General features: G+C 38.1%; 23 protein-coding genes. 5 read left to right on the top strand and 18 right to left on the bottom strand.

Annotation, left to right across the window (positions count from 1 at the left end; all coding sequences use genetic code 11):
* Positions 1 to 50 precede the first annotated feature (50 nt).
* On the bottom strand, positions 51 to 431 hold the full coding sequence (locus MKY06_RS10345) for a helix-turn-helix transcriptional regulator (RefSeq protein WP_013056721.1): 381 nt from the start codon (positions 429 to 431) through the stop codon (positions 51 to 53).
* 229 nt (positions 432 to 660) lie between these two features.
* Between MKY06_RS10345 and MKY06_RS10340 the strand changes: the two genes are divergently transcribed.
* Positions 661 to 1,095, top strand: coding sequence for an Hsp20/alpha crystallin family protein (locus tag MKY06_RS10340; RefSeq protein WP_013056720.1), 435 nt, complete (start codon positions 661 to 663; stop codon positions 1,093 to 1,095).
* Between the two features lie 42 nt (positions 1,096 to 1,137).
* Here MKY06_RS10340 and MKY06_RS10335 read toward each other — a convergent pair whose 3' ends face one another.
* Both MKY06_RS10335 and MKY06_RS10330 read right to left on the bottom strand, forming a co-directional pair.
* Positions 1,138 to 1,899, bottom strand: coding sequence for an anti-sigma factor (locus MKY06_RS10335; RefSeq protein WP_029321361.1), 762 nt, complete (start codon positions 1,897 to 1,899; stop codon positions 1,138 to 1,140).
* Positions 1,896 to 2,462, bottom strand: a complete 567-nt coding sequence (locus MKY06_RS10330) for an RNA polymerase sigma factor (RefSeq protein ID WP_013056718.1) — start codon at positions 2,460 to 2,462, stop codon at positions 1,896 to 1,898. The genes MKY06_RS10335 and MKY06_RS10330 overlap by 4 nt, the downstream gene beginning before the upstream one ends.
* Positions 2,463 to 2,611: 149 nt before the next feature.
* Between MKY06_RS10330 and MKY06_RS10325 the strand changes: the two genes are divergently transcribed.
* Positions 2,612 to 3,010 carry a thiol-disulfide oxidoreductase DCC family protein gene (locus tag MKY06_RS10325; protein WP_013056717.1) on the top strand — a complete coding sequence of 133 codons (399 nt, stop codon included), beginning with the start codon at positions 2,612 to 2,614 and terminating at the stop codon, positions 3,008 to 3,010.
* A gap of 159 nt (positions 3,011 to 3,169) precedes the next feature.
* Here MKY06_RS10325 and proC read toward each other — a convergent pair whose 3' ends face one another.
* From proC to MKY06_RS10305, 4 genes are read right to left on the bottom strand one after another with little or no spacing between them, the layout of a single operon-like run.
* Positions 3,170 to 3,973: a pyrroline-5-carboxylate reductase gene (gene proC, locus MKY06_RS10320; RefSeq protein WP_029321359.1), complete on the bottom strand. Its 804-nt coding sequence runs from the start codon at positions 3,971 to 3,973 to the stop codon at positions 3,170 to 3,172.
* 3 nt (positions 3,974 to 3,976) lie between these two features.
* On the bottom strand, positions 3,977 to 4,639 hold the full coding sequence (gene bshB2, locus MKY06_RS10315; protein ID WP_013056715.1) for a bacillithiol biosynthesis deacetylase BshB2: 663 nt from the start codon (positions 4,637 to 4,639) through the stop codon (positions 3,977 to 3,979).
* 23 nt (positions 4,640 to 4,662) lie between these two features.
* A complete protein-coding gene (locus tag MKY06_RS10310) occupies positions 4,663 to 5,010 on the bottom strand; it encodes a YojF family protein (protein ID WP_013056714.1) in 348 nt (115 codons plus the stop codon).
* Positions 5,011 to 5,056: 46 nt separating this feature from the next.
* Positions 5,057 to 5,944 carry a 5'-3' exonuclease gene (locus tag MKY06_RS10305; RefSeq protein ID WP_029321357.1) on the bottom strand — a complete coding sequence of 296 codons (888 nt, stop codon included), beginning with the start codon at positions 5,942 to 5,944 and terminating at the stop codon, positions 5,057 to 5,059.
* A gap of 243 nt (positions 5,945 to 6,187) precedes the next feature.
* On the opposite strand from MKY06_RS10305, the gene MKY06_RS10300 reads away from it, so the two are divergent.
* Entirely contained in the window at positions 6,188 to 6,499 is a 312-nt protein-coding gene (locus tag MKY06_RS10300; protein ID WP_223268915.1) for a hypothetical protein, read from the top strand.
* 50 nt (positions 6,500 to 6,549) lie between these two features.
* On the opposite strand, the gene MKY06_RS10295 is transcribed toward MKY06_RS10300, so the two are convergent.
* Positions 6,550 to 7,350, bottom strand: a complete 801-nt coding sequence (locus MKY06_RS10295) for a GIY-YIG nuclease family protein (protein ID WP_013056711.1) — start codon at positions 7,348 to 7,350, stop codon at positions 6,550 to 6,552.
* Entirely contained in the window at positions 7,350 to 8,279 is a 930-nt protein-coding gene (gene panE / locus MKY06_RS10290; RefSeq protein WP_340960656.1) for a 2-dehydropantoate 2-reductase, read from the bottom strand. Before panE ends, MKY06_RS10295 begins: the two co-directional genes overlap by 1 nt.
* 252 nt (positions 8,280 to 8,531) lie before the next feature.
* Between panE and MKY06_RS10285 the strand changes: the two genes are divergently transcribed.
* A complete protein-coding gene (locus tag MKY06_RS10285) occupies positions 8,532 to 9,452 on the top strand; it encodes a CobW family GTP-binding protein (protein WP_013056709.1) in 921 nt (306 codons plus the stop codon).
* Positions 9,453 to 9,485: 33 nt separating this feature from the next.
* On the opposite strand, the gene MKY06_RS10280 is transcribed toward MKY06_RS10285, so the two are convergent.
* Positions 9,486 to 9,644, bottom strand: a complete 159-nt coding sequence (locus tag MKY06_RS10280; protein ID WP_013056708.1) for a hypothetical protein — start codon at positions 9,642 to 9,644, stop codon at positions 9,486 to 9,488.
* 297 nt (positions 9,645 to 9,941) lie between these two features.
* Between MKY06_RS10280 and MKY06_RS10275 the strand changes: the two genes are divergently transcribed.
* The gene (locus MKY06_RS10275; RefSeq protein WP_013082852.1) at positions 9,942 to 10,268 is read left to right on the top strand and encodes a MerR family transcriptional regulator; all 327 of its coding nucleotides are present in this window, start codon (positions 9,942 to 9,944) and stop codon (positions 10,266 to 10,268) included.
* Positions 10,269 to 10,359: 91 nt separating this feature from the next.
* Here the strand turns inward: MKY06_RS10275 and rarD are convergent, their stop codons facing one another.
* From rarD to cbiB, 8 genes are all read right to left on the bottom strand, one after another.
* Complete coding sequence (gene rarD / locus MKY06_RS10270; RefSeq protein WP_013056706.1) at positions 10,360 to 11,286, bottom strand: EamA family transporter RarD; 927 nt, start codon at positions 11,284 to 11,286, stop codon at positions 10,360 to 10,362.
* A gap of 136 nt (positions 11,287 to 11,422) precedes the next feature.
* Positions 11,423 to 11,992, bottom strand: coding sequence for a cob(I)yrinic acid a,c-diamide adenosyltransferase (locus MKY06_RS10265; RefSeq protein ID WP_013056705.1), 570 nt, complete (start codon positions 11,990 to 11,992; stop codon positions 11,423 to 11,425).
* The gene (locus MKY06_RS10260) at positions 11,992 to 12,414 is read right to left on the bottom strand and encodes a bifunctional adenosylcobinamide kinase/adenosylcobinamide-phosphate guanylyltransferase (RefSeq protein WP_013056704.1); all 423 of its coding nucleotides are present in this window, start codon (positions 12,412 to 12,414) and stop codon (positions 11,992 to 11,994) included. Before MKY06_RS10260 ends, MKY06_RS10265 begins: the two co-directional genes overlap by 1 nt.
* On the bottom strand, positions 12,366 to 12,980 hold the full coding sequence (locus MKY06_RS10255) for a histidine phosphatase family protein (RefSeq protein WP_013056703.1): 615 nt from the start codon (positions 12,978 to 12,980) through the stop codon (positions 12,366 to 12,368). The genes MKY06_RS10260 and MKY06_RS10255 overlap by 49 nt, the downstream gene beginning before the upstream one ends.
* On the bottom strand, positions 12,938 to 13,711 hold the full coding sequence (gene cobS / locus MKY06_RS10250; RefSeq protein ID WP_098278108.1) for an adenosylcobinamide-GDP ribazoletransferase: 774 nt from the start codon (positions 13,709 to 13,711) through the stop codon (positions 12,938 to 12,940). Before cobS ends, MKY06_RS10255 begins: the two co-directional genes overlap by 43 nt.
* Positions 13,708 to 14,268 (bottom strand): bifunctional adenosylcobinamide kinase/adenosylcobinamide-phosphate guanylyltransferase, encoded by a 561-nt coding sequence (locus MKY06_RS10245; protein ID WP_098278109.1) that lies wholly within the window; start codon positions 14,266 to 14,268, stop codon positions 13,708 to 13,710. Before MKY06_RS10245 ends, cobS begins: the two co-directional genes overlap by 4 nt.
* Positions 14,265 to 15,344 (bottom strand): threonine-phosphate decarboxylase CobD, encoded by a 1,080-nt coding sequence (gene cobD / locus MKY06_RS10240; RefSeq protein WP_098278110.1) that lies wholly within the window; start codon positions 15,342 to 15,344, stop codon positions 14,265 to 14,267. The genes MKY06_RS10245 and cobD overlap by 4 nt, the downstream gene beginning before the upstream one ends.
* On the bottom strand, positions 15,319 to 16,305 hold the full coding sequence (cbiB, locus tag MKY06_RS10235) for an adenosylcobinamide-phosphate synthase CbiB (protein WP_098278111.1): 987 nt from the start codon (positions 16,303 to 16,305) through the stop codon (positions 15,319 to 15,321). Before cbiB ends, cobD begins: the two co-directional genes overlap by 26 nt.
* Positions 16,306 to 16,307 lie beyond the last annotated feature (2 nt).

Genomic DNA, 16,307 nt, shown 5'->3' with positions numbered 1-16,307 from the left:
CGACAAAATCAGCTATAGAAAAAACGTGTCTTTTCTAACTAAAGACACGTTCATTTGGACCCGAAGTTGTCACGAATAGCTTTTTGAATCATAGCTTCACACCGCTCCAGCTCTACTTTTAATTGTTTTTTATATAATTTAGCTTTCTCTTCTCCCTCATTTGTAAATGTATAATAAACCACTTCTTGAAGCTTCATTCCTTCTTTTTTACGCTTCACCTGTTTGAGGACACCGTCTTCAATCAAGTCATGAAGAGCTTTGTATACTTCAGAATGATTAGGTTTGAACCCAAAAGGTCGAAATTCATCTCTTAACACATCTAATAACCGAAGGCCATACAGACGCTCTTGTTCTGTCATAGTAATCATATATAATTTTAAGAAAGCACGTTGTTTTAATAGAAAACCACTGGATGTACGCTTTTCTCTCATCTCAACTTCCTCCTTCACATACTTGCTTTCATTCAGGATAATAGAAAGCTCTATACGTAATTATACTTTTTTTATTCTACATAATCCTTCTTTTTCACTCAAAATCTCTTTTTTTTCTCACATTTTTTCACTTATTTACGTGTTTTTCTCATTCTTTATAAGCAGGCATTGAATTTTCTTTTTTTCATATATATAGAAGGAATTTACGTGAATATAAGGAGGGGTTCCTTTGAGTAAAAAATATGAAGAGATTGATTGGGGTTCGATTCAGCATAAGGTAGAAGATATGCTTGGAAATCACTTTTGGAGCGATTTAAATCACATCTTGCCCAAGCGATTTCCAAACGTCGACTTATATGAAACCGATAAAGAAGGCATTATCGTCGTTGAGGTTCCTGGACTGCATTCAACTAACGACATTCAAATCAAGTTGGACGCAAATATATTAACAGTTGAAGGAAACGTTCCTTATGCTTATGAAGCATCTAAACAAAAGTTAAAGCTCAACGAACGCCATACAGGCATATTTTCTCGCACGGTCAAACTTCCTTTTCACTACACAGACGAACCAGTTCGCGCTAAGTACAAAAATGGATTATTGGAAATTCGACTGAATAAGATAGAAAATGATCAAACCATTGCCATACAATTTGAAGATGATTAACTGTACGTAACAAAAACCCTTCTGTTAGCAGAAGGGTTTTTGTTAGAGCGCTGAACTTAACACAATGTTTCCTTTTGGCGTCTTATTATTCGCATTCGGTTCTAAAGTAATCGCCATAACATCCCACTTTTCAGTCTGTTCTTTTTGGCTCATCGTATAGACCACTGTCCCGTTTCCATTTTTATCTGTTACAAAAGCACCTGCCGGATGAGGCTTATCACCTTTTATGAGCCACACCTGATAGACTTCATTCCCCTTTACGTTTTTCAAGTTATTCGCTTGAATGACCACATTTAAATTTCCACCTTTTTTCGTAAGAGATGCTGTTGCTTCGCCAGAAACGTTCGGCTCTGCCTGCAGCTTCATTGTTTTTTCAGATGTAAGAGGTTCGTTTTGAGGAGCAACCGAAACATTTGGTTCTTGTTTGCCTTTGTCTTCATCTTTCAACAGAAAGTAGCTGTTTCCTGCAAGGGATAAAAGAAGTGCCGCAGCTAATCCAATAATGATGGATTTTTTATTTGATTTCTTAGACTCAGCATGTTGTTTTTCATTTTTTAAAGCTATTGGTTCTCTCTTTGTCTCCCCTTGATCTTCTTCGAATACATTCGCAAGTATTCGCTGTTTCATTTCTGGCGGAGGAGATTGTTCTGGTGTCAAATACGTTAGATCTCCAAGAACTTCCTCCAGTTCTCTTAGTTCTTCTTGACAGCTTTGACAGTTTTTCAAATGCATTTCAAACTCTTTTTTCTCATGGGAAGTCAACTGATCATTATAGTAATCAATTAGTTTATTGCACATACTCATGAATCAGCTCTCCCTTCTGCATCAGTACCTAAATATGTTTTTAATTTCCGCAACGCTAATCGCACCCTACCCTTTACTGTTCCTAATGGGATTTGCTGCTCTTCTGCTACTTTTTGCTGCGTTAATCCCTTAAAATAAACGGATTGAATAATCTTTTTTTGGTCTTCAGACAATTTTGATACAGCGTGCCGTACTCTCTGCTGTTCTTCTTTCCACTGAAGCTGCTCGTCAATCTGAGGATGATCATCTTCAATAAAATCAAAAATCTCTTCTGAGAAAATAGGATCGGTTTTTCTTTTTCTCACAATATCAATCGCGGTATTTCTTGTAATCGTAAACAGCCATGATGAAAACTTCCCTTTTCCATCGCTGTAAACTCCCTTTCCTCTCCACAGCTTAATAAATACTTCTTGAACAGCTTCTTCAGCAATATCAGAGCTATTTGTTAACCGGTATACAAACGAATAAAGAATTCGCTCATACTTGTCATACAGCAGTTCAAGGGCTTTTTTGTCTCGTTCTTTTATTCTATTGTATAAGACAACGTCGTTTTGCTCTTTCATACCCTTCTCCTTTAACTCTTATGAGTCCTTATTATATAATCGAATTACCTTTGAATTCGGATCACTTTCACATCTTTTAAAAGTACCTTTATTTTTCAAAAATGACAAGTAATTATACTTTTTTTATGGAATAGGAGCGAAATTGTCCAATGAAACATTTAATTCTTTTTGATGGTATATGTAATTTATGTAATAGCAGTGTTCAATATATTATTAAACATGATGAGCAAGCTTTGTTTTCTTTCGCTTCTCTTCAATCAGATTTCGGAAAGCAGCAGCTAGCCTCTCACGGCTTACTTCCTGAGCAATTAGACAGCATTGTATATATTCATGGAAACCAAAGATATGTAAAATCAACGGCTGCTTTAAAAATCGCCAAGCGCTTAGATGGACCCGTTAAATTTTTATATGCTTTCATTATCATTCCTGCACCTATTCGAGATATAGTATACAACTGGATCGCTCGCAACCGATATAAGTGGTTTGGCAAACAGCAGCACTGCATGCTCCCAACTTCTGATACGAAAAAGCGGTTTGTTGATGACTAAAAAAGCTTGGGACATAGAGAAAAAACAGTTCTAAAGAGGACTATATTTATGTTAAGGAAGTCTATTCATTAAAAAATCCGAACTGATTCAACATTCTAATGAAAGAATGCTGAACTATAGTTCGGATTTTTCAGCTAACATATGGTTGTACGAGCTTTTTTAGCTTCCACCCATTGCTTTTTTATTCGTTGCTTCAATTGCCTGCTTTATTATTAAGGAAAAGTCTTGTTCTTTCATCACTTTTAACCCTTCGGCAGTAGCGCCGCCTGGAGTTGTTACCTGCTCTCTTAAAGACGCAGGATCTTTGGTTTCATGCAACATTTGTACAGAGCCATACATCATTTGAATAACTAAATCTTTGGCTGTTTTTTCGTCCACACCGTAAGCAGTAGTTGCATCAATTAACGATTCTGCAAAATAATATAAAAATGCCGGTGCACTGCCAGTTACAGCCGTTAGCTCATGTACTTCTTTCTCTGAACACTCATGCGCTTCACCAATTCCTTTTAAAATCATTTGAAGCACTTCTTTATGCTCTTTTGTGGCAGAAGTTCCAAGTGTATACAGTGACATCGATTGTCCAATCATAGCAGCTGTATTTGGCATAATCCAAGCGACAGGCGTATCCTGCGGAAGATGACTTTCTAAGTAACTCGGACCAATTCCTGCCGCTAACGTTACGACAAATTGTTGATTTAAATGAGTCGAAAGTTCCTTGAGCACGGAAGGATGGGCCTCGGGAGGCATCGCTAAAATAATAACATCCGAATTGTCAACTTCTTGGCGCCAATTTTGCGTCGTTTGTACGCCGTACGTTGTTTCAACACGCTGTAACCGCTCAATATCTCCGTTGTTTGACATCACCACTGCCTCAATACTGTCAGCGCTGCTCGTAACCAAACCAGCCGCTACAGCTTCAGCCATTCGTCCTGCTCCAATAAATAAAATTCGCTGTTTTTTCATCTGTTACTCCCAGTTATACGTCCAGAATTCTTCTCTAGTTAATAAACGTTCCATTTGCGGATAGTCAGATAAGCGATCGAAGTCAATTGCGTTCATCATTCCTTCTGTTTGAGAACGATGGGCTTTTAACGCTTCAATTTTTTTATCTTTCATCGCTGTTACATCAAAAATAACATCTGGTTCTCCAATATGTTCAATACGATCTTTTGAAAACGCATGACACCAAACAACGGGACGCTTTTCTTTTGGCATACGTTTTACCGCTTGAATCGTAGCTGCACCCGTAGCATTATGATCAGGGTGTACCGCAAAGCCAGGGTAATGCGTTAAAATGTGAGTCGGCTTTACATCGTTAATGATTTCTTCAATTTTATCTGCAAAAACATCAATATCAAGAAATTCCAGCGTTTTATCACGAAGCCCTAGCATACGCAAGTCTTGAATATCTAAAACGTTCGCTAAATCTAAAAGTTCTTTTTTTCGGATTTGAGGTAAAGTTTCACGGTTAGCAAACAGCGGTCTACCCATATTTCGTCCCATTTCACCTAGCGTAACACAGGCATATGTAACGGGCGTTCCTTTTTGTCTAGCTTGCGTGATCATTCCTGCTGCTCCATATGCTTCATCGTCAGGATGCGGAAATACAATTAATAATCTTTCTTCCATGTTCTATTCTCCTCTCTTGTCTGTTATGAAAACGGATGTTCACTTAATTGAAGGGCAACTGCTAAACGACCTTCAAAGTCATGCCCAGCTAGAAGAAGTCGGCCTTCTTCATCAATTTCCCAATCTGTTAATCCCTCTGCATAAATCCATCCTAAATCAATTTGAAGACCTACACGATAAGGACCTTCTCCAGTTATCTTTCCGTTTGAAATAGTGACTTTACCATTGCGAATAAAAGCCCCAACTGTCATTACTTTTTCATTTACGTGTGAAGCATATGCACCGTTTGTCGTTTCAAGGTGTACATATACGTCTTTATTTAAAAATGTTTGTATTTTTTTTTGGACTGTTTCTTTATGAATTGGTTGCACGCTTGTTACTCCTTTCTCATGTTCATAAATTGTATTGTACTAAAAATCATGAGCGAATCCTAATGTTTAGTTCTAGACTTTGAATTTCTTTATTCCATCGTTCATAATCATACATAAATGTTAATTTATCCCAAGTCAACATACTGATTTCTTGAATGTCTATAATAATCTCAGCGAGTTCACGACTAAGCATACCTAGTTCTTTTCCTTCGACCAGCTTTTTTTTGTAACGATTAAAAGCTGGATCTAATTGTTCAATTTGTGCATAAATTTCATGGATAGAGCCATATTGTTGAATAAGAGGCAGTGCGGCTTTTTCTCCTACACCAGGAACGCCCGGAATATTGTCAGATTTATCACCAAGCAATGCTTTTACGTCCACCCATTGACGAGGATGAATATTGTATTCTTCTTGAAAGTGCTTAAAGCCATAAACAAGATCGCCAACCTGCTTTTTGGCAATAATTTGCGAAATATGTGGATCTAGAAGCTGAAGCAAGTCTCGGTCATTGCTATAGATGTACCCTGGACTTTGCTTTTCCTTACTCCACTTGCTTGCAAGTGCTCCAATTAAATCATCTGCTTCATAAGAAGACAATGACATTTGATAAATGCCTACTGTGTCAAAAAATTGTTTTAACGTTTCGTACTGCTGAATCAGCGGCTCAGGGAGCTCTGCTCTTGTTTGCTTATATAGGGCGTATGTATCTTTACGTTTTGTATCCTCACGCTTAACATCCCAAGCGACAAAAATATGGCTTGGCTCATATTGGTGAATCAATGCATGCATTTTTTGAATCGTTACTCTCAGGGCATTTGTAAATTGGCCCTTACTGTTTCTTGTCAACGCTGCTTCATCTCTGCCATAAGAAGTAGCAAAATAACAGCGGCTTAATAAATTAAATCCATCAATTACTAATAGTGTTTCGTTCACATAGTCACGTCCTTTGAAAACTTTGCTCCTTTAGCTTTTAGAGCAAACATACTATAGCACTTGTTCTTTGCACGCGTCAATGAAGCGCACAAAGCTCAAAACACGCCCATTTTTTTCTCTCAATGTAAATGTAGTATAAAGATGTTAAATTGTTGTTATGATTTATTCGTTTGACTTTTAGAACTTTTGACTATCCTATAAAATGAGGATGAAAGATCAATCCTACAACTGAAGGTGAAAAAAGTGAATAAAAACACGATGATTAAAACATTAAAAGTTATATCTGTTGTGTCGCTTCTCGCTTTGTTATTTATCATTGCTTATGATCGTTCCATGTCTACATCCATGATTATTTTGTTCAGTTCGCTCATTTTCTTTGTATTTGTACTTAGCGACTTTTTTTTCGATCGCAAGCCGTGGGGATTAAAAGGCCTTCAATTATATATATCACTGATGTTATTCATCATTGCCATTTTTGAAATGCATCAAGTTGTCAGTTCACTTTGCGTTATTTCCATTATGGCTCTACCAAAAGTTATTGAAGAATTAGCTTAAGTGTGAATGATAAATGATAAAATCCATGATCACAATGATCATGGATTTTATTACGTTTTGAGTAATTTTTCAGAGATGCGAAGAGCTTCTTCTATGCCAAATTTACGCACTAAACTGATGGCTTCCTTTATTTCTCGTTTTTTCAAATCATGGGTCGGATTTAAATTTAACAACACTTGAATAACAACTAAATCCCGCATCGTAAACATCATATTCTTTTTCATATCTCGCTGAAATGTATACTGCTCTTTTAAGAGCCGGTCACTTATTGCTAACACTTTCGACTCCGGAAGATGTAGCTGCGCTCCTGCTTCTTGACAAGACCACAATTTTTTCACTCGATCTTCAGCATTCATATTTGCGACTCGTGCATATGTAATATCGCTGTTTTCTTGACGAATCTCTATCTCTTTTAACGTTGGCTTTAGCACCGTTTTTCGCTTGGAGACTTTTTTCTTATCAACTCCTGTATCCCTGAGGACTCTGCCGTGAACGGTGTAAATGTCGTATTCATTTTCTCTTTTTACATCTTGTTTATTGTATTTTGGAAAATAACCATTTACAAGCATCGTTCTCAGCATATCTAATTCTTTTTTTAATCCATGAACTTCAATATATCCAACAGCATAAATTTCTTTGTGGAATTTTTTTGTGTTGCTAACGCCTTTTCCTGCAACGTGAGCTCTTACTCTTTCTAATAGAGAGCCCGTCGTTGTTCCGATATACAAAAGCCTGCCGGGTTTATCAAAGAAAAAATAAATGCCGGGAGCGGAAGGCAATTGTCCTATTTCTGCTGTACTTAGCAGCTTCTGCAGTACCTGCATGACTGCTAAATCAATTTTCGCTGTCATTATTTTTGATAACCTTTTAACATTTCTTCATACACTTTTAGATGCGTATACACAGTTTGAAGAAGGGGTACGTGTATAGACGATTTTTCAGCTAATGTCAACAAATATCCTTGAAGGTGGTCTCCTTCAATTTGAAAACTTTTTTCCATATCACGCTGCATCGATGACTTCATGTCATACGTCATTTTGTCCATCGTATTCATATGCTGTTCAATAATCCCTTCAGCTAATGGTGCATCGTATGCCATCATAATATTTTCAACTTCTTTAAAAAGCTCTTGTACGAATTGACGCCCTCCTTTTGCCGCTAGCACTGGGCCAACAGGTGCGCGCATAAGAGTGGTCATGCCTGACATAACCGTAATAAATAAATACTTATGCCACATATCCTGTTCAATATATGAACTTTTTACAAACGAAGCTTTTGTAACACTGAACGCTTGCTCAATCAGTTGTAATCTTTCTGTTTCCTTCTGCTTAAATTCACCGAATACAAGTCTGTGAGCGGGACTCGTCTGGACGACATCTCCATCTTTGTTTAAAGTTGTTTCAATAAAACACAGTCCTCCAATGACTTTTTCTTCCCCAAAAGCTTCTTGTAAAGGAACGACGTGAGCCATACCGTTTAACAAAGGTACGACAACTGTCTGATTCCCTACAAAAGGACGCACATCCTCAATTGCTTGTTTAAGATGATAAGCCTTAGTTGTGAACAAAATAACATCATAAGGCTCTTTCATCTCAGATTTTGTAATAGCTTGTACAGGTGAAGTGAAGTCACCGTGTATGCTCTTGATAACAAGTCCATTTTGTTCCAGCTCTTTTTTTCTGCGTTCTCTAACAAGAAAAGTAACATCCTCTCCTTTTTCCACAAGCCTGCCTCCAAAATAACCTCCAACGCCGCCTGCGCCTAAAACTAATATTCGCATAACTTTTGCTCCCCTTTTTCTTTTTCTTTTATTGTAGCACAGCTAGTTTGAAATTTTATAATATTCTTATTTCATTGTATTTTGAGTTTTTTATAAAAGATAGCCATAGCGCTTTTAAAGTTGTTATAATGAATACAAAAAAGCATAAAAATTTACGCATAGATATTTATCCCCTCTTGGATATACTATTTACCAATCCGTAATCGGAAAAGTTTCGATTTAAACAATGTTATTTACATAGGAGAGACTGAAATGAAAACAGAAATCTACATTTTATCTGGATTTTTAGGCAGTGGAAAAACAACGTTACTTAAACAGCTGCTTCAGCAAGAAAAAGATCGTAATCGCAACATTGCTGTTGTGATGAATGAGCTTGGCCAAGTTTCGATTGACTCAAATGAAGTAGAAAAAGACACGCCGTTAAAAGAATTGCTAAACGGCTGCGTGTGCTGTACTATTCAAGGTCAATTTGAAACTCAGCTTCATTCACTTCTACAGGAGAACACATTGGATGCTATCTATATAGAAACAACCGGAGTTGCACATCCCATTGAAGTGTTGGATGCCTGTATGTCTCCTCTTTTTGCGCATCAAGTCACGATTAAAAGTATTATCACCACACTCGATGCAACAAGGTGGAAAGAACGTGGGTCCTTAAGCATTCAACTTCAAAAACTTCTTCAAGAACAAGTAAAACATGGGGATGTAATTTTATTAAATAAAACGGACATGCTGTCTGAGGCAGAAAAGTCTTCCCTGCTTTTTGAGGTTCAATCAATTAACGCTCGTGCAATAACATTATTAACGACATTTTCCCGCGTGAAGCTTGACGTGATTCAAAGAGCTCAGCTGTCTCAAAAACAGCCGCACCATAAGGCTCATGTTGAAGATCATCTTCATTTGAAAACATTTGTATATGAGTTTACAAAAAAAGTGGATCTTGAATTATTTGAAAATTGGCTGCGCCAAATGCCAGATACCATCTATCGTATTAAAGGCTATATGCGCTTTACTCATTCGGATGATACGTATTCGTTTCAATATTCATACGGCATGCCTCTATATATGAAAGAAATGATGAAGCTGCCCACCACTCTTGTCTTTATAGGGGAAAACCTCGACCACACTAAGATGAAACAAGAATTATTTAATCTTGAACAGCAGTCCAATTAAAAATCCCGCCTAGAGCGGGATTTTTTTTATTACTTATAAACAGGCATTTTGTACTCTGCGCAAAATTTCATATGCACGATTTCCAGCTAACTCTGTCAACTCTTCAAATTTTTCATCTCTTTTCAAATCAAGTTCAATAATTTCTTTTGCCAGCTCAATAATCTCTTCTTTTTTCAATTGTTGCACAGCCATTTAAAACGCCCTTCCCTTTTAGAATTTATGTATATTCTCACATTTATTTTCTATTCATCATTTTGAAAGCAAGTGGTTAACCACAAAGCTTTATCCTGCATGGTTAACCACTTGGGATCGAGTTAATCATTAGTTTATAGGACTCTTTTCCCTATTTCATTATTTATGTCACTTTTTCTCACATAGTAATTCAAAAATATAACATATATATGTTAGAATGTATTACATGTTATAAATTTTTGTATTTTTTTCCTTTATAATAATAACATACTACTACGTACTCAGGGGTGAGGGAGATTGTCTACGAATGAAGCGTCATATCGAGATAAAAAAGTCATGTCTATTGGGATTGTAAAAGAATTAACCGGTTTATCAGAAAGGCAAATTCGCTACTACGAGAAAAGAAGCCTGCTCTTTCCGGACCGAACCAATACGGGTATCCGGAAATATTCGTTTTCAGACGTCGAACGATTAATGGATATTGCCGATCGCATAGAAGAAGGAGTTCAAACGAGTGAAATACGCACAGAACTGGCCAAAAAAGATGAAGCGAGAAAAATGAAAGAAGTAAAAAACCAAATGCTTCAAGGTCAGTTGAACGCTCATTTCAAGCGGAAGCTATAAAGTATACATACGGTGACTTTCCCGTCTCCGTTTTTATTTCTTTACGGCAGACAAAAAAGCGCATATCTAAGGATATCCGCTTTTTTGTCCGTTAAGCTGAGCGCCCTTTAAAGAATTTCGGCTGATGAGAACTCATGAACTTAGTTTTAGATAAAATGAACATAACCGATCCGCCCCAAATGAACAAAAAGGCAATCATCTCTACGCTAGAAAACGGTTCATGATACACGAATACCCCTAATAAAAGCGTCATGGTAGGAGCAATGTACTGTAAAAAACCGACCATCGATAGCGGAATAAGCGGGGCCCCTTTAGCGAAATATAATAGTGGCATAGCTGTAGCAACACCGCCTCCAATTAAAAGAGCACTCAGATCAAGCGACTGAAGGGAAAAACTTGAAGATCCTTTCACTAAAAGAAAAATAAAATAAATAACTGCAATAGGTGCAACCATCATCGTTTCAATCGTTAATCCTACTTTTGCTTCTAATTGAATAGTCTTTTTTACAAGACCGTACAAACCAAAGCTAAACGCTAAGCTTAATGATACCCATGGGATATGCCCGTATGTAACTGTCATAACGATAACACCTATAGCAGCTAATCCAACAGAAGCACCCTGCCAAAAATTAAGCTTCTCTTTTAAAACGACTATACCAAGTAAAATACTAACGAGCGGGTTGATGTAGTAACCTAAACTTGTTTCAATAATATGATTATGGTTAACCGCCCAAATGTAAACGAACCAGTTGATGCTGATCAGCACTGAAGCCACAAATAAAATGACCGCTTGTTTCGTATTACGAAATAATAAACCAAGCGTCTTCTTTAAAGCACTCATTTGCTTTGTCACAAGCAAAAGTAAAAGCATAAAAACAAATGACCATATGACACGGTGAGCGAGTATTTCATTCGCATTCACCTCGCCAAGAAGCTTCCAGTAAAGCGGAAAAAGCCCCCACATAACGTAAGCGCTGGCTGTATAAACAATACCTGCTCGTTTAGAATCTTGATTCATTTCTCAACCTCTTTTCTTTATCTCTCTGTCTCTTATCATTATAGATGCATTTACCTCTTTTTTATAGCTTTATTTTGCCTATCGAAATAGCTCATTAAAAAAAACGATCGCTTTCAGCTCGACCGTTTTTTATACCTTATTTTTTAGGCTGTTTAAATACTTTGGCACTGCGAATATATTCTACATCTTGTACATTTTCTCGCGCGTTAGCGATTCGAGCCGCAGCAAAGAAATAATCGGATAAACGATTTAAATACTGAAGCACCGCCGCATTAATTTTATACTCACGCTGCACGCCAACAACAAGCCGTTCTGCGCGGCGTGTAATCGTCCGGCAAATATGAAGCGTTGTCGCTGCAGGTGTGCCTCCAGGTAAAATAAAACGCTCAATGGCCGGCGCTTCTGACATATAGACATCAATGCGCTTTTCAAGTACTGATATCATGTCGTTTGTTACTTTGTACGGATGATCATCTTTTGCAAATGCTAAATCACTTCCACAGTCAAAAAGCTCATGTTGAATCGTAATTAGCTCTTCTTTTACATCTTTTAATGTTGTTTCATCCAGCTGATAAATCGCTTGACCTACAAAGCCATTTAGCTCATCAATCGTACCGTATGCTTCCACTCGAATATCATCTTTATTTACTCGTCCTCCAATTAAGCTTGTCTGCCCTTTGTCCCCTGTTTTTGTGTAAATGTTCATTATATTTCCTCCTTCAATCGATTAGCAATTCCGTACCAAATGTGATCTACTTTCCGGGCATATGCCGCTAAATGCTGATACGCATACCCGCATTCATCTCTCCACTGCCGCTCTGTTGGATCTAAAGGAACAATCCCTTTGCCGACTTCAGTTCCAATCACTATTAACTTTTCCCATACACCGCTGTCTCTCCACTTCTGTATTAACTTTTTAACAACAAGGTGCGGAGACTCCAGCTCGCTATGTATTAATTCCTTAACATAGTGCTCAAATCCTTCTAGCACTATGTAACTTTCTTCGAACTCAAGCGCTGGTAAAACAGGGTTTTCATACAAACAATGCCATTTTACCAACTCACTGGCATAATGCTGCTTCACCCATTTTCTTTTGCCGGTAAATGCACCGCCGAATACGAAATGCATGCTCTTCTCTCCTTTGCCTGTTTGTATGTACACGCTACTGAAAAACCTTCTCCATAAGAAAAAGAAACATCCCAAAGCGACGCTGTCTGTTTAAAGTGGGATGCAAGTAAACGCAGCGGTCCGCCGTGTGAAACAATAGCAATGTGACGCAATTGCTGACTGGCCGCCAAATCGACCGCTTCTTCCCACGCTGCCCAAATTCGGTTTGAAAAGCTTGAGAAGCTTTCACCATTCGGAGGCGTATGTTCTGTCCAGTGATCAATCCAATTTCTATACGCCCGTATGTTTTTTAAATCTTCATACGTCTTCTCTTCCCAATCTCCAAAATGCAGCTCACGCCAATTTTTACTTTTAACCACCTGAGATTTTGGAAAAACAACTGCACTTGTTTCTAGCGCTCTTTTTAAGTCACTGGAAATAACGAGCTGAGGTTCTAAAAAAAGCTCTTTCAATTCATTTTTCCCTTCTATACTTAAAGGCGGATCACTCCACCCTATATATTTTTTCTGTTGATTTTCAAGCGTCATGCCGTGACGAATACATGTGATAACCAAAGAATTATCCATAAAAGCGTTTCTCCTCCTTCAATGGTTGCCCCTATAACATCTCCTGTTACGCCACCAAACTGCGAACGATAAAATCGTATCCAGAGCCATAGAAAACCGGCAAAGAAAAGAATAATGAATTTATTGTTCATAAAAATAACGAAAATAGCAACTAAGAATAGGCTCATGATGATAAATCCGTAAATAGACCGTTTGGTGACTCCTTTTTGAAAATATGCAGCCAGACCCGTCTCTTTAGCGGGCTTATCTCTCAGCAACAAAAAGGCTGCTCCAATTCTTGGAAGCGTAAAGACAATTAAGCATGCCCAAATTGATAAAGAAGAAAGAGACACTAATTCATAGATCGCACTAAAACGCAGCAGCAGCAGAACCATAAGAGAAAGAATAGCAAAAGACCCAACGTGCGGATCACTTAAAATCTGCAGTTTTTTTTCCTTTGACTGATGAGAAAAATACGCATCGCTTACGTCCATCCAGCCGTCTAAATGAAGGCCACCCGTTAAAACAAGCGGTAAAAGCAAAACTAAAATACTATCAACAATCGTAGTGATAGGTGAAGATTGAAGCAGCTGTAAAAAGCTATAAAACATCAAGCCTAGTAACATACCAATCCAAGGCAGCACAAAAAGTGAGCGTGCCGTTCTTTTTTCAGTCCATTGAACGGTTTTAGCCAGTGGTAAGATCGTAAAAAACTGGAGAGAAATTCGTAGTATAGCTATCCATTCTTTCATATATCTACACATTCCTTTCCTTTTTTAAAACGATAAATTCCCGCTTCTACACAAATAGCCACATCTGCTTTTTCTACAATATACTGATGTAATTTCCCTAACATCTTCATATAGCTATATGTGGGCTCTTCTAATACGCCCGCTTCAAACAGTTCATTAGATACTAGCACAACCGTCTGAGACTGCGCAAACAGCTTATCGAGCGTTTCTATCATATGAAGAAAAACCGCTTGTTTCCCTTCTTTTGTTTGCCACCTTCTTTCTGTTAAAAAAAGCTCATTGGCAAGCCAATTCGTGACACAATCCAAAAGTATAGCATCATCACTTTGAAGATTTGGCAAAATTTGTTGTAAATTTACAGACTGTTCGATCGTTACCCAAGGCGTGTTCGCTGCTTGGCGTTCTTTTTGATGAAGCTGGATGCGTTTTTGCATTTCCTTATCTGTTTGCCTGCTTGTGGCAATATAAACAGCGCGCTTTGCACAAAAAGTTTGAACCATATTCTCCGCTCCACGTGATTTTCCGCTTCGAACGCCTCCGCTAATAAAGATGATCATATTTCATCGAGTCCTTGTTTGATTACTTTAAGTAAATAGTCATTTTCTTCTTTCGTTTTCACGGCCAAACGGATATAGCGTCCATTTAAAAATGGAAAGTTTTCAGTATGACGAGCTACCACGCCATGGCTTGCTAAATAGACAAGCCATTCGCGCGTTTTAATAGAAGACGGAACGCTGCAAAGATAATAGTTTGTTTGAGAAGGAGAAACCAAAAGCCCCCATTCCTTTAGTTGACTCAAGATCCGTTCCCGTTCTTGTTTAATATAATGTACGGTTTTTTTCACAAAATCTTTTTCATCCACACATATCATTCCTACTTGCTGCGACAATCCATTTACACTCCAAGGAGGCTGCTTTTTAGACATCTTGCTAATGATTTTTTCATTTGCCAAAATATAGCCAAGACGAAGCCCGGCAATATTAAACATCTTTGTCATGGAACGCACCACAATGATATGCTCATAATCCAGAATAAGAGAATCAGATGAAGGCTGATGTTCGACAAAATCAATGAATGCCTCATCAATTATTAAGTATGTACCATGATGAGCAGCAGCTTTTACTACTTTCATCCATTCCTCATGACTATACATAACACCCGTTGGATTATTTGGATGGCAAATCCACAGTATTTTTATGTCCGGAAGAATACTCATAATCAACTCTATATCCCAGCTCCAGCCATTTTCTTCAGCTAAAGGAACGTATGTCACTTCACATCCATAAGCTTTACTTGCCTGTTCATATTCAACGAAGGTCGGCTGTACAATCCCTGCTTTCTCTCCTGAAAATAACGAAGCAATAAGGAAAAACGCTTCAGCGGCGCCATTTGTAGGCAGCACTTGAGCAGCTGAAACATGATGATGAGCTGCAAGTTTATTTTTCAGCTCTGTTACTTGAGGATCAGGATAACTAAACGCTGCATCCTTGAATTCGTTCCACTTTTCGTGAAGCACAAGGGGAGCCCCTAAAGGATTTGTATTCACGCTAAAGTCTTTTATATGCGATAAATTCTCGGCCCCTATTGCTTTTAAAAAGACATTAGGATTAGCTCCATGTGTAGGTAATAGCACTAATAACTCCTCCTAACAAAAGATATAATAACCACGTAGCATAGACCGTCCTTTTCATAATGAAAACAGCTTGTTCAATATGACCGGCTTGCAGGGGAATGAGTGGTTCACCCATTTTTGCACGATTAGATTCTATGCCTTTATATGTATTAAGCCCGCCGAGTTGAATACCTAAAAGAGCAGCCACTGCGCTTTCCCCGTATCCGCTATTTGGGCTTGGATGCTTCTTAGCATCACGCTTAATCAAACTCGTTACATGCCCAAGAGAATACTGGCTTTTTACTACATTAACAGCCGTCATCACTACTGCAGTTAGCCGACTTGGAATATAGTTTAATACGTCATCGGTTTTTGCACTAAAGTAGCCGAACAGAAAGTAGCGGTCATTTTTGTACCCAACCATCGAATCACATGTGTTAATAGCTCGGTAAAAAAAGGCTAGGGCTCCTCCTCCTATAAATGCATAAAAAAGCGGAGCTGTAATACCATCACTTGTATTTTCAGCCACGGTCTCTACCGTCGCTCTGGCAATTTCTCCTTCTGACAAACGATCTGTATCTCGTCCCACAATCATACTTACTTCATATCTAGCTTTCTCCATATCTCCTAGCTGAAGCGGCTTTTGTACCTTATAAGCAGCTTCGCTTAAAGAACGAGTGGATATAGTAGTCGCAATCATTACGCCCTCTACTAAAACACCTGCTATAAAATCAACTCCGTACAAAGCATGGAGGAACAAAAAGGGAACAACTCCTGCTAGCACAGCCATACTTATCACAAGAAGCAATCCTTTGAATCGTTTTCCTACACCTTTATTTAATCTGGAATCCATCCAATAAATCCACTTGCCAAACCAGCGAACGGGATGCGGCCAATTTTCGGGGTCGCCTATGATTCGGTCAATTAGTAAAGCAATCGTCATGGCCGTCATGTGTGCAATTATCGCTTGTGTAATACTCATTT

The organism is Priestia sp. FSL P4-0332, from assembly GCF_038005845.1.
Lineage (GTDB): Bacteria > Bacillota > Bacilli > Bacillales > Bacillaceae_H > Priestia.
Note: the sequence above shows the minus strand (reverse complement) of the source record. Positions and strands in the feature narration are given on the sequence as shown.

What these genes read in the sequence shown, in the direction of transcription:
- MKY06_RS10260 (WP_013056704.1), bottom strand. Translation starts at nt 12,414, where the DNA reads ATGCATTTCGTATTCGGCGGTGCATTTACCGGCAAAAGAAAATGGGTG.
- MKY06_RS10255 (WP_013056703.1), bottom strand. Translation starts at nt 12,980, where the DNA reads ATGGATAATTCTTTGGTTATCACATGTATTCGTCACGGCATGACGCTT.
- MKY06_RS10265 (WP_013056705.1), bottom strand. Translation starts at nt 11,992, where the DNA reads ATGAACATTTACACAAAAACAGGGGACAAAGGGCAGACAAGCTTAATT.
- MKY06_RS10280 (WP_013056708.1), bottom strand. Translation starts at nt 9,644, where the DNA reads ATGGCTGTGCAACAATTGAAAAAAGAAGAGATTATTGAGCTGGCAAAA.
- MKY06_RS10335 (WP_029321361.1), bottom strand. Translation starts at nt 1,899, where the DNA reads ATGAGTATGTGCAATAAACTAATTGATTACTATAATGATCAGTTGACT.
- proC (WP_029321359.1), bottom strand. Translation starts at nt 3,973, where the DNA reads ATGAAAAAACAGCGAATTTTATTTATTGGAGCAGGACGAATGGCTGAA.
- MKY06_RS10245 (WP_098278109.1), bottom strand. Translation starts at nt 14,268, where the DNA reads ATGATCATCTTTATTAGCGGAGGCGTTCGAAGCGGAAAATCACGTGGA.
- MKY06_RS10345 (WP_013056721.1), bottom strand. Translation starts at nt 431, where the DNA reads ATGAGAGAAAAGCGTACATCCAGTGGTTTTCTATTAAAACAACGTGCT.
- MKY06_RS10325 (WP_013056717.1), top strand. Translation starts at nt 2,612, where the DNA reads ATGAAACATTTAATTCTTTTTGATGGTATATGTAATTTATGTAATAGC.
- cobS (WP_098278108.1), bottom strand. Translation starts at nt 13,711, where the DNA reads ATGAAAGAATGGATAGCTATACTACGAATTTCTCTCCAGTTTTTTACG.
- MKY06_RS10285 (WP_013056709.1), top strand. Translation starts at nt 8,532, where the DNA reads ATGAAAACAGAAATCTACATTTTATCTGGATTTTTAGGCAGTGGAAAA.
- MKY06_RS10330 (WP_013056718.1), bottom strand. Translation starts at nt 2,462, where the DNA reads ATGAAAGAGCAAAACGACGTTGTCTTATACAATAGAATAAAAGAACGA.
- bshB2 (WP_013056715.1), bottom strand. Translation starts at nt 4,639, where the DNA reads ATGGAAGAAAGATTATTAATTGTATTTCCGCATCCTGACGATGAAGCA.
- panE (WP_340960656.1), bottom strand. Translation starts at nt 8,279, where the DNA reads ATGCGAATATTAGTTTTAGGCGCAGGCGGCGTTGGAGGTTATTTTGGA.
- cbiB (WP_098278111.1), bottom strand. Translation starts at nt 16,305, where the DNA reads ATGAGTATTACACAAGCGATAATTGCACACATGACGGCCATGACGATT.
- MKY06_RS10295 (WP_013056711.1), bottom strand. Translation starts at nt 7,350, where the DNA reads ATGACAGCGAAAATTGATTTAGCAGTCATGCAGGTACTGCAGAAGCTG.
- rarD (WP_013056706.1), bottom strand. Translation starts at nt 11,286, where the DNA reads ATGAATCAAGATTCTAAACGAGCAGGTATTGTTTATACAGCCAGCGCT.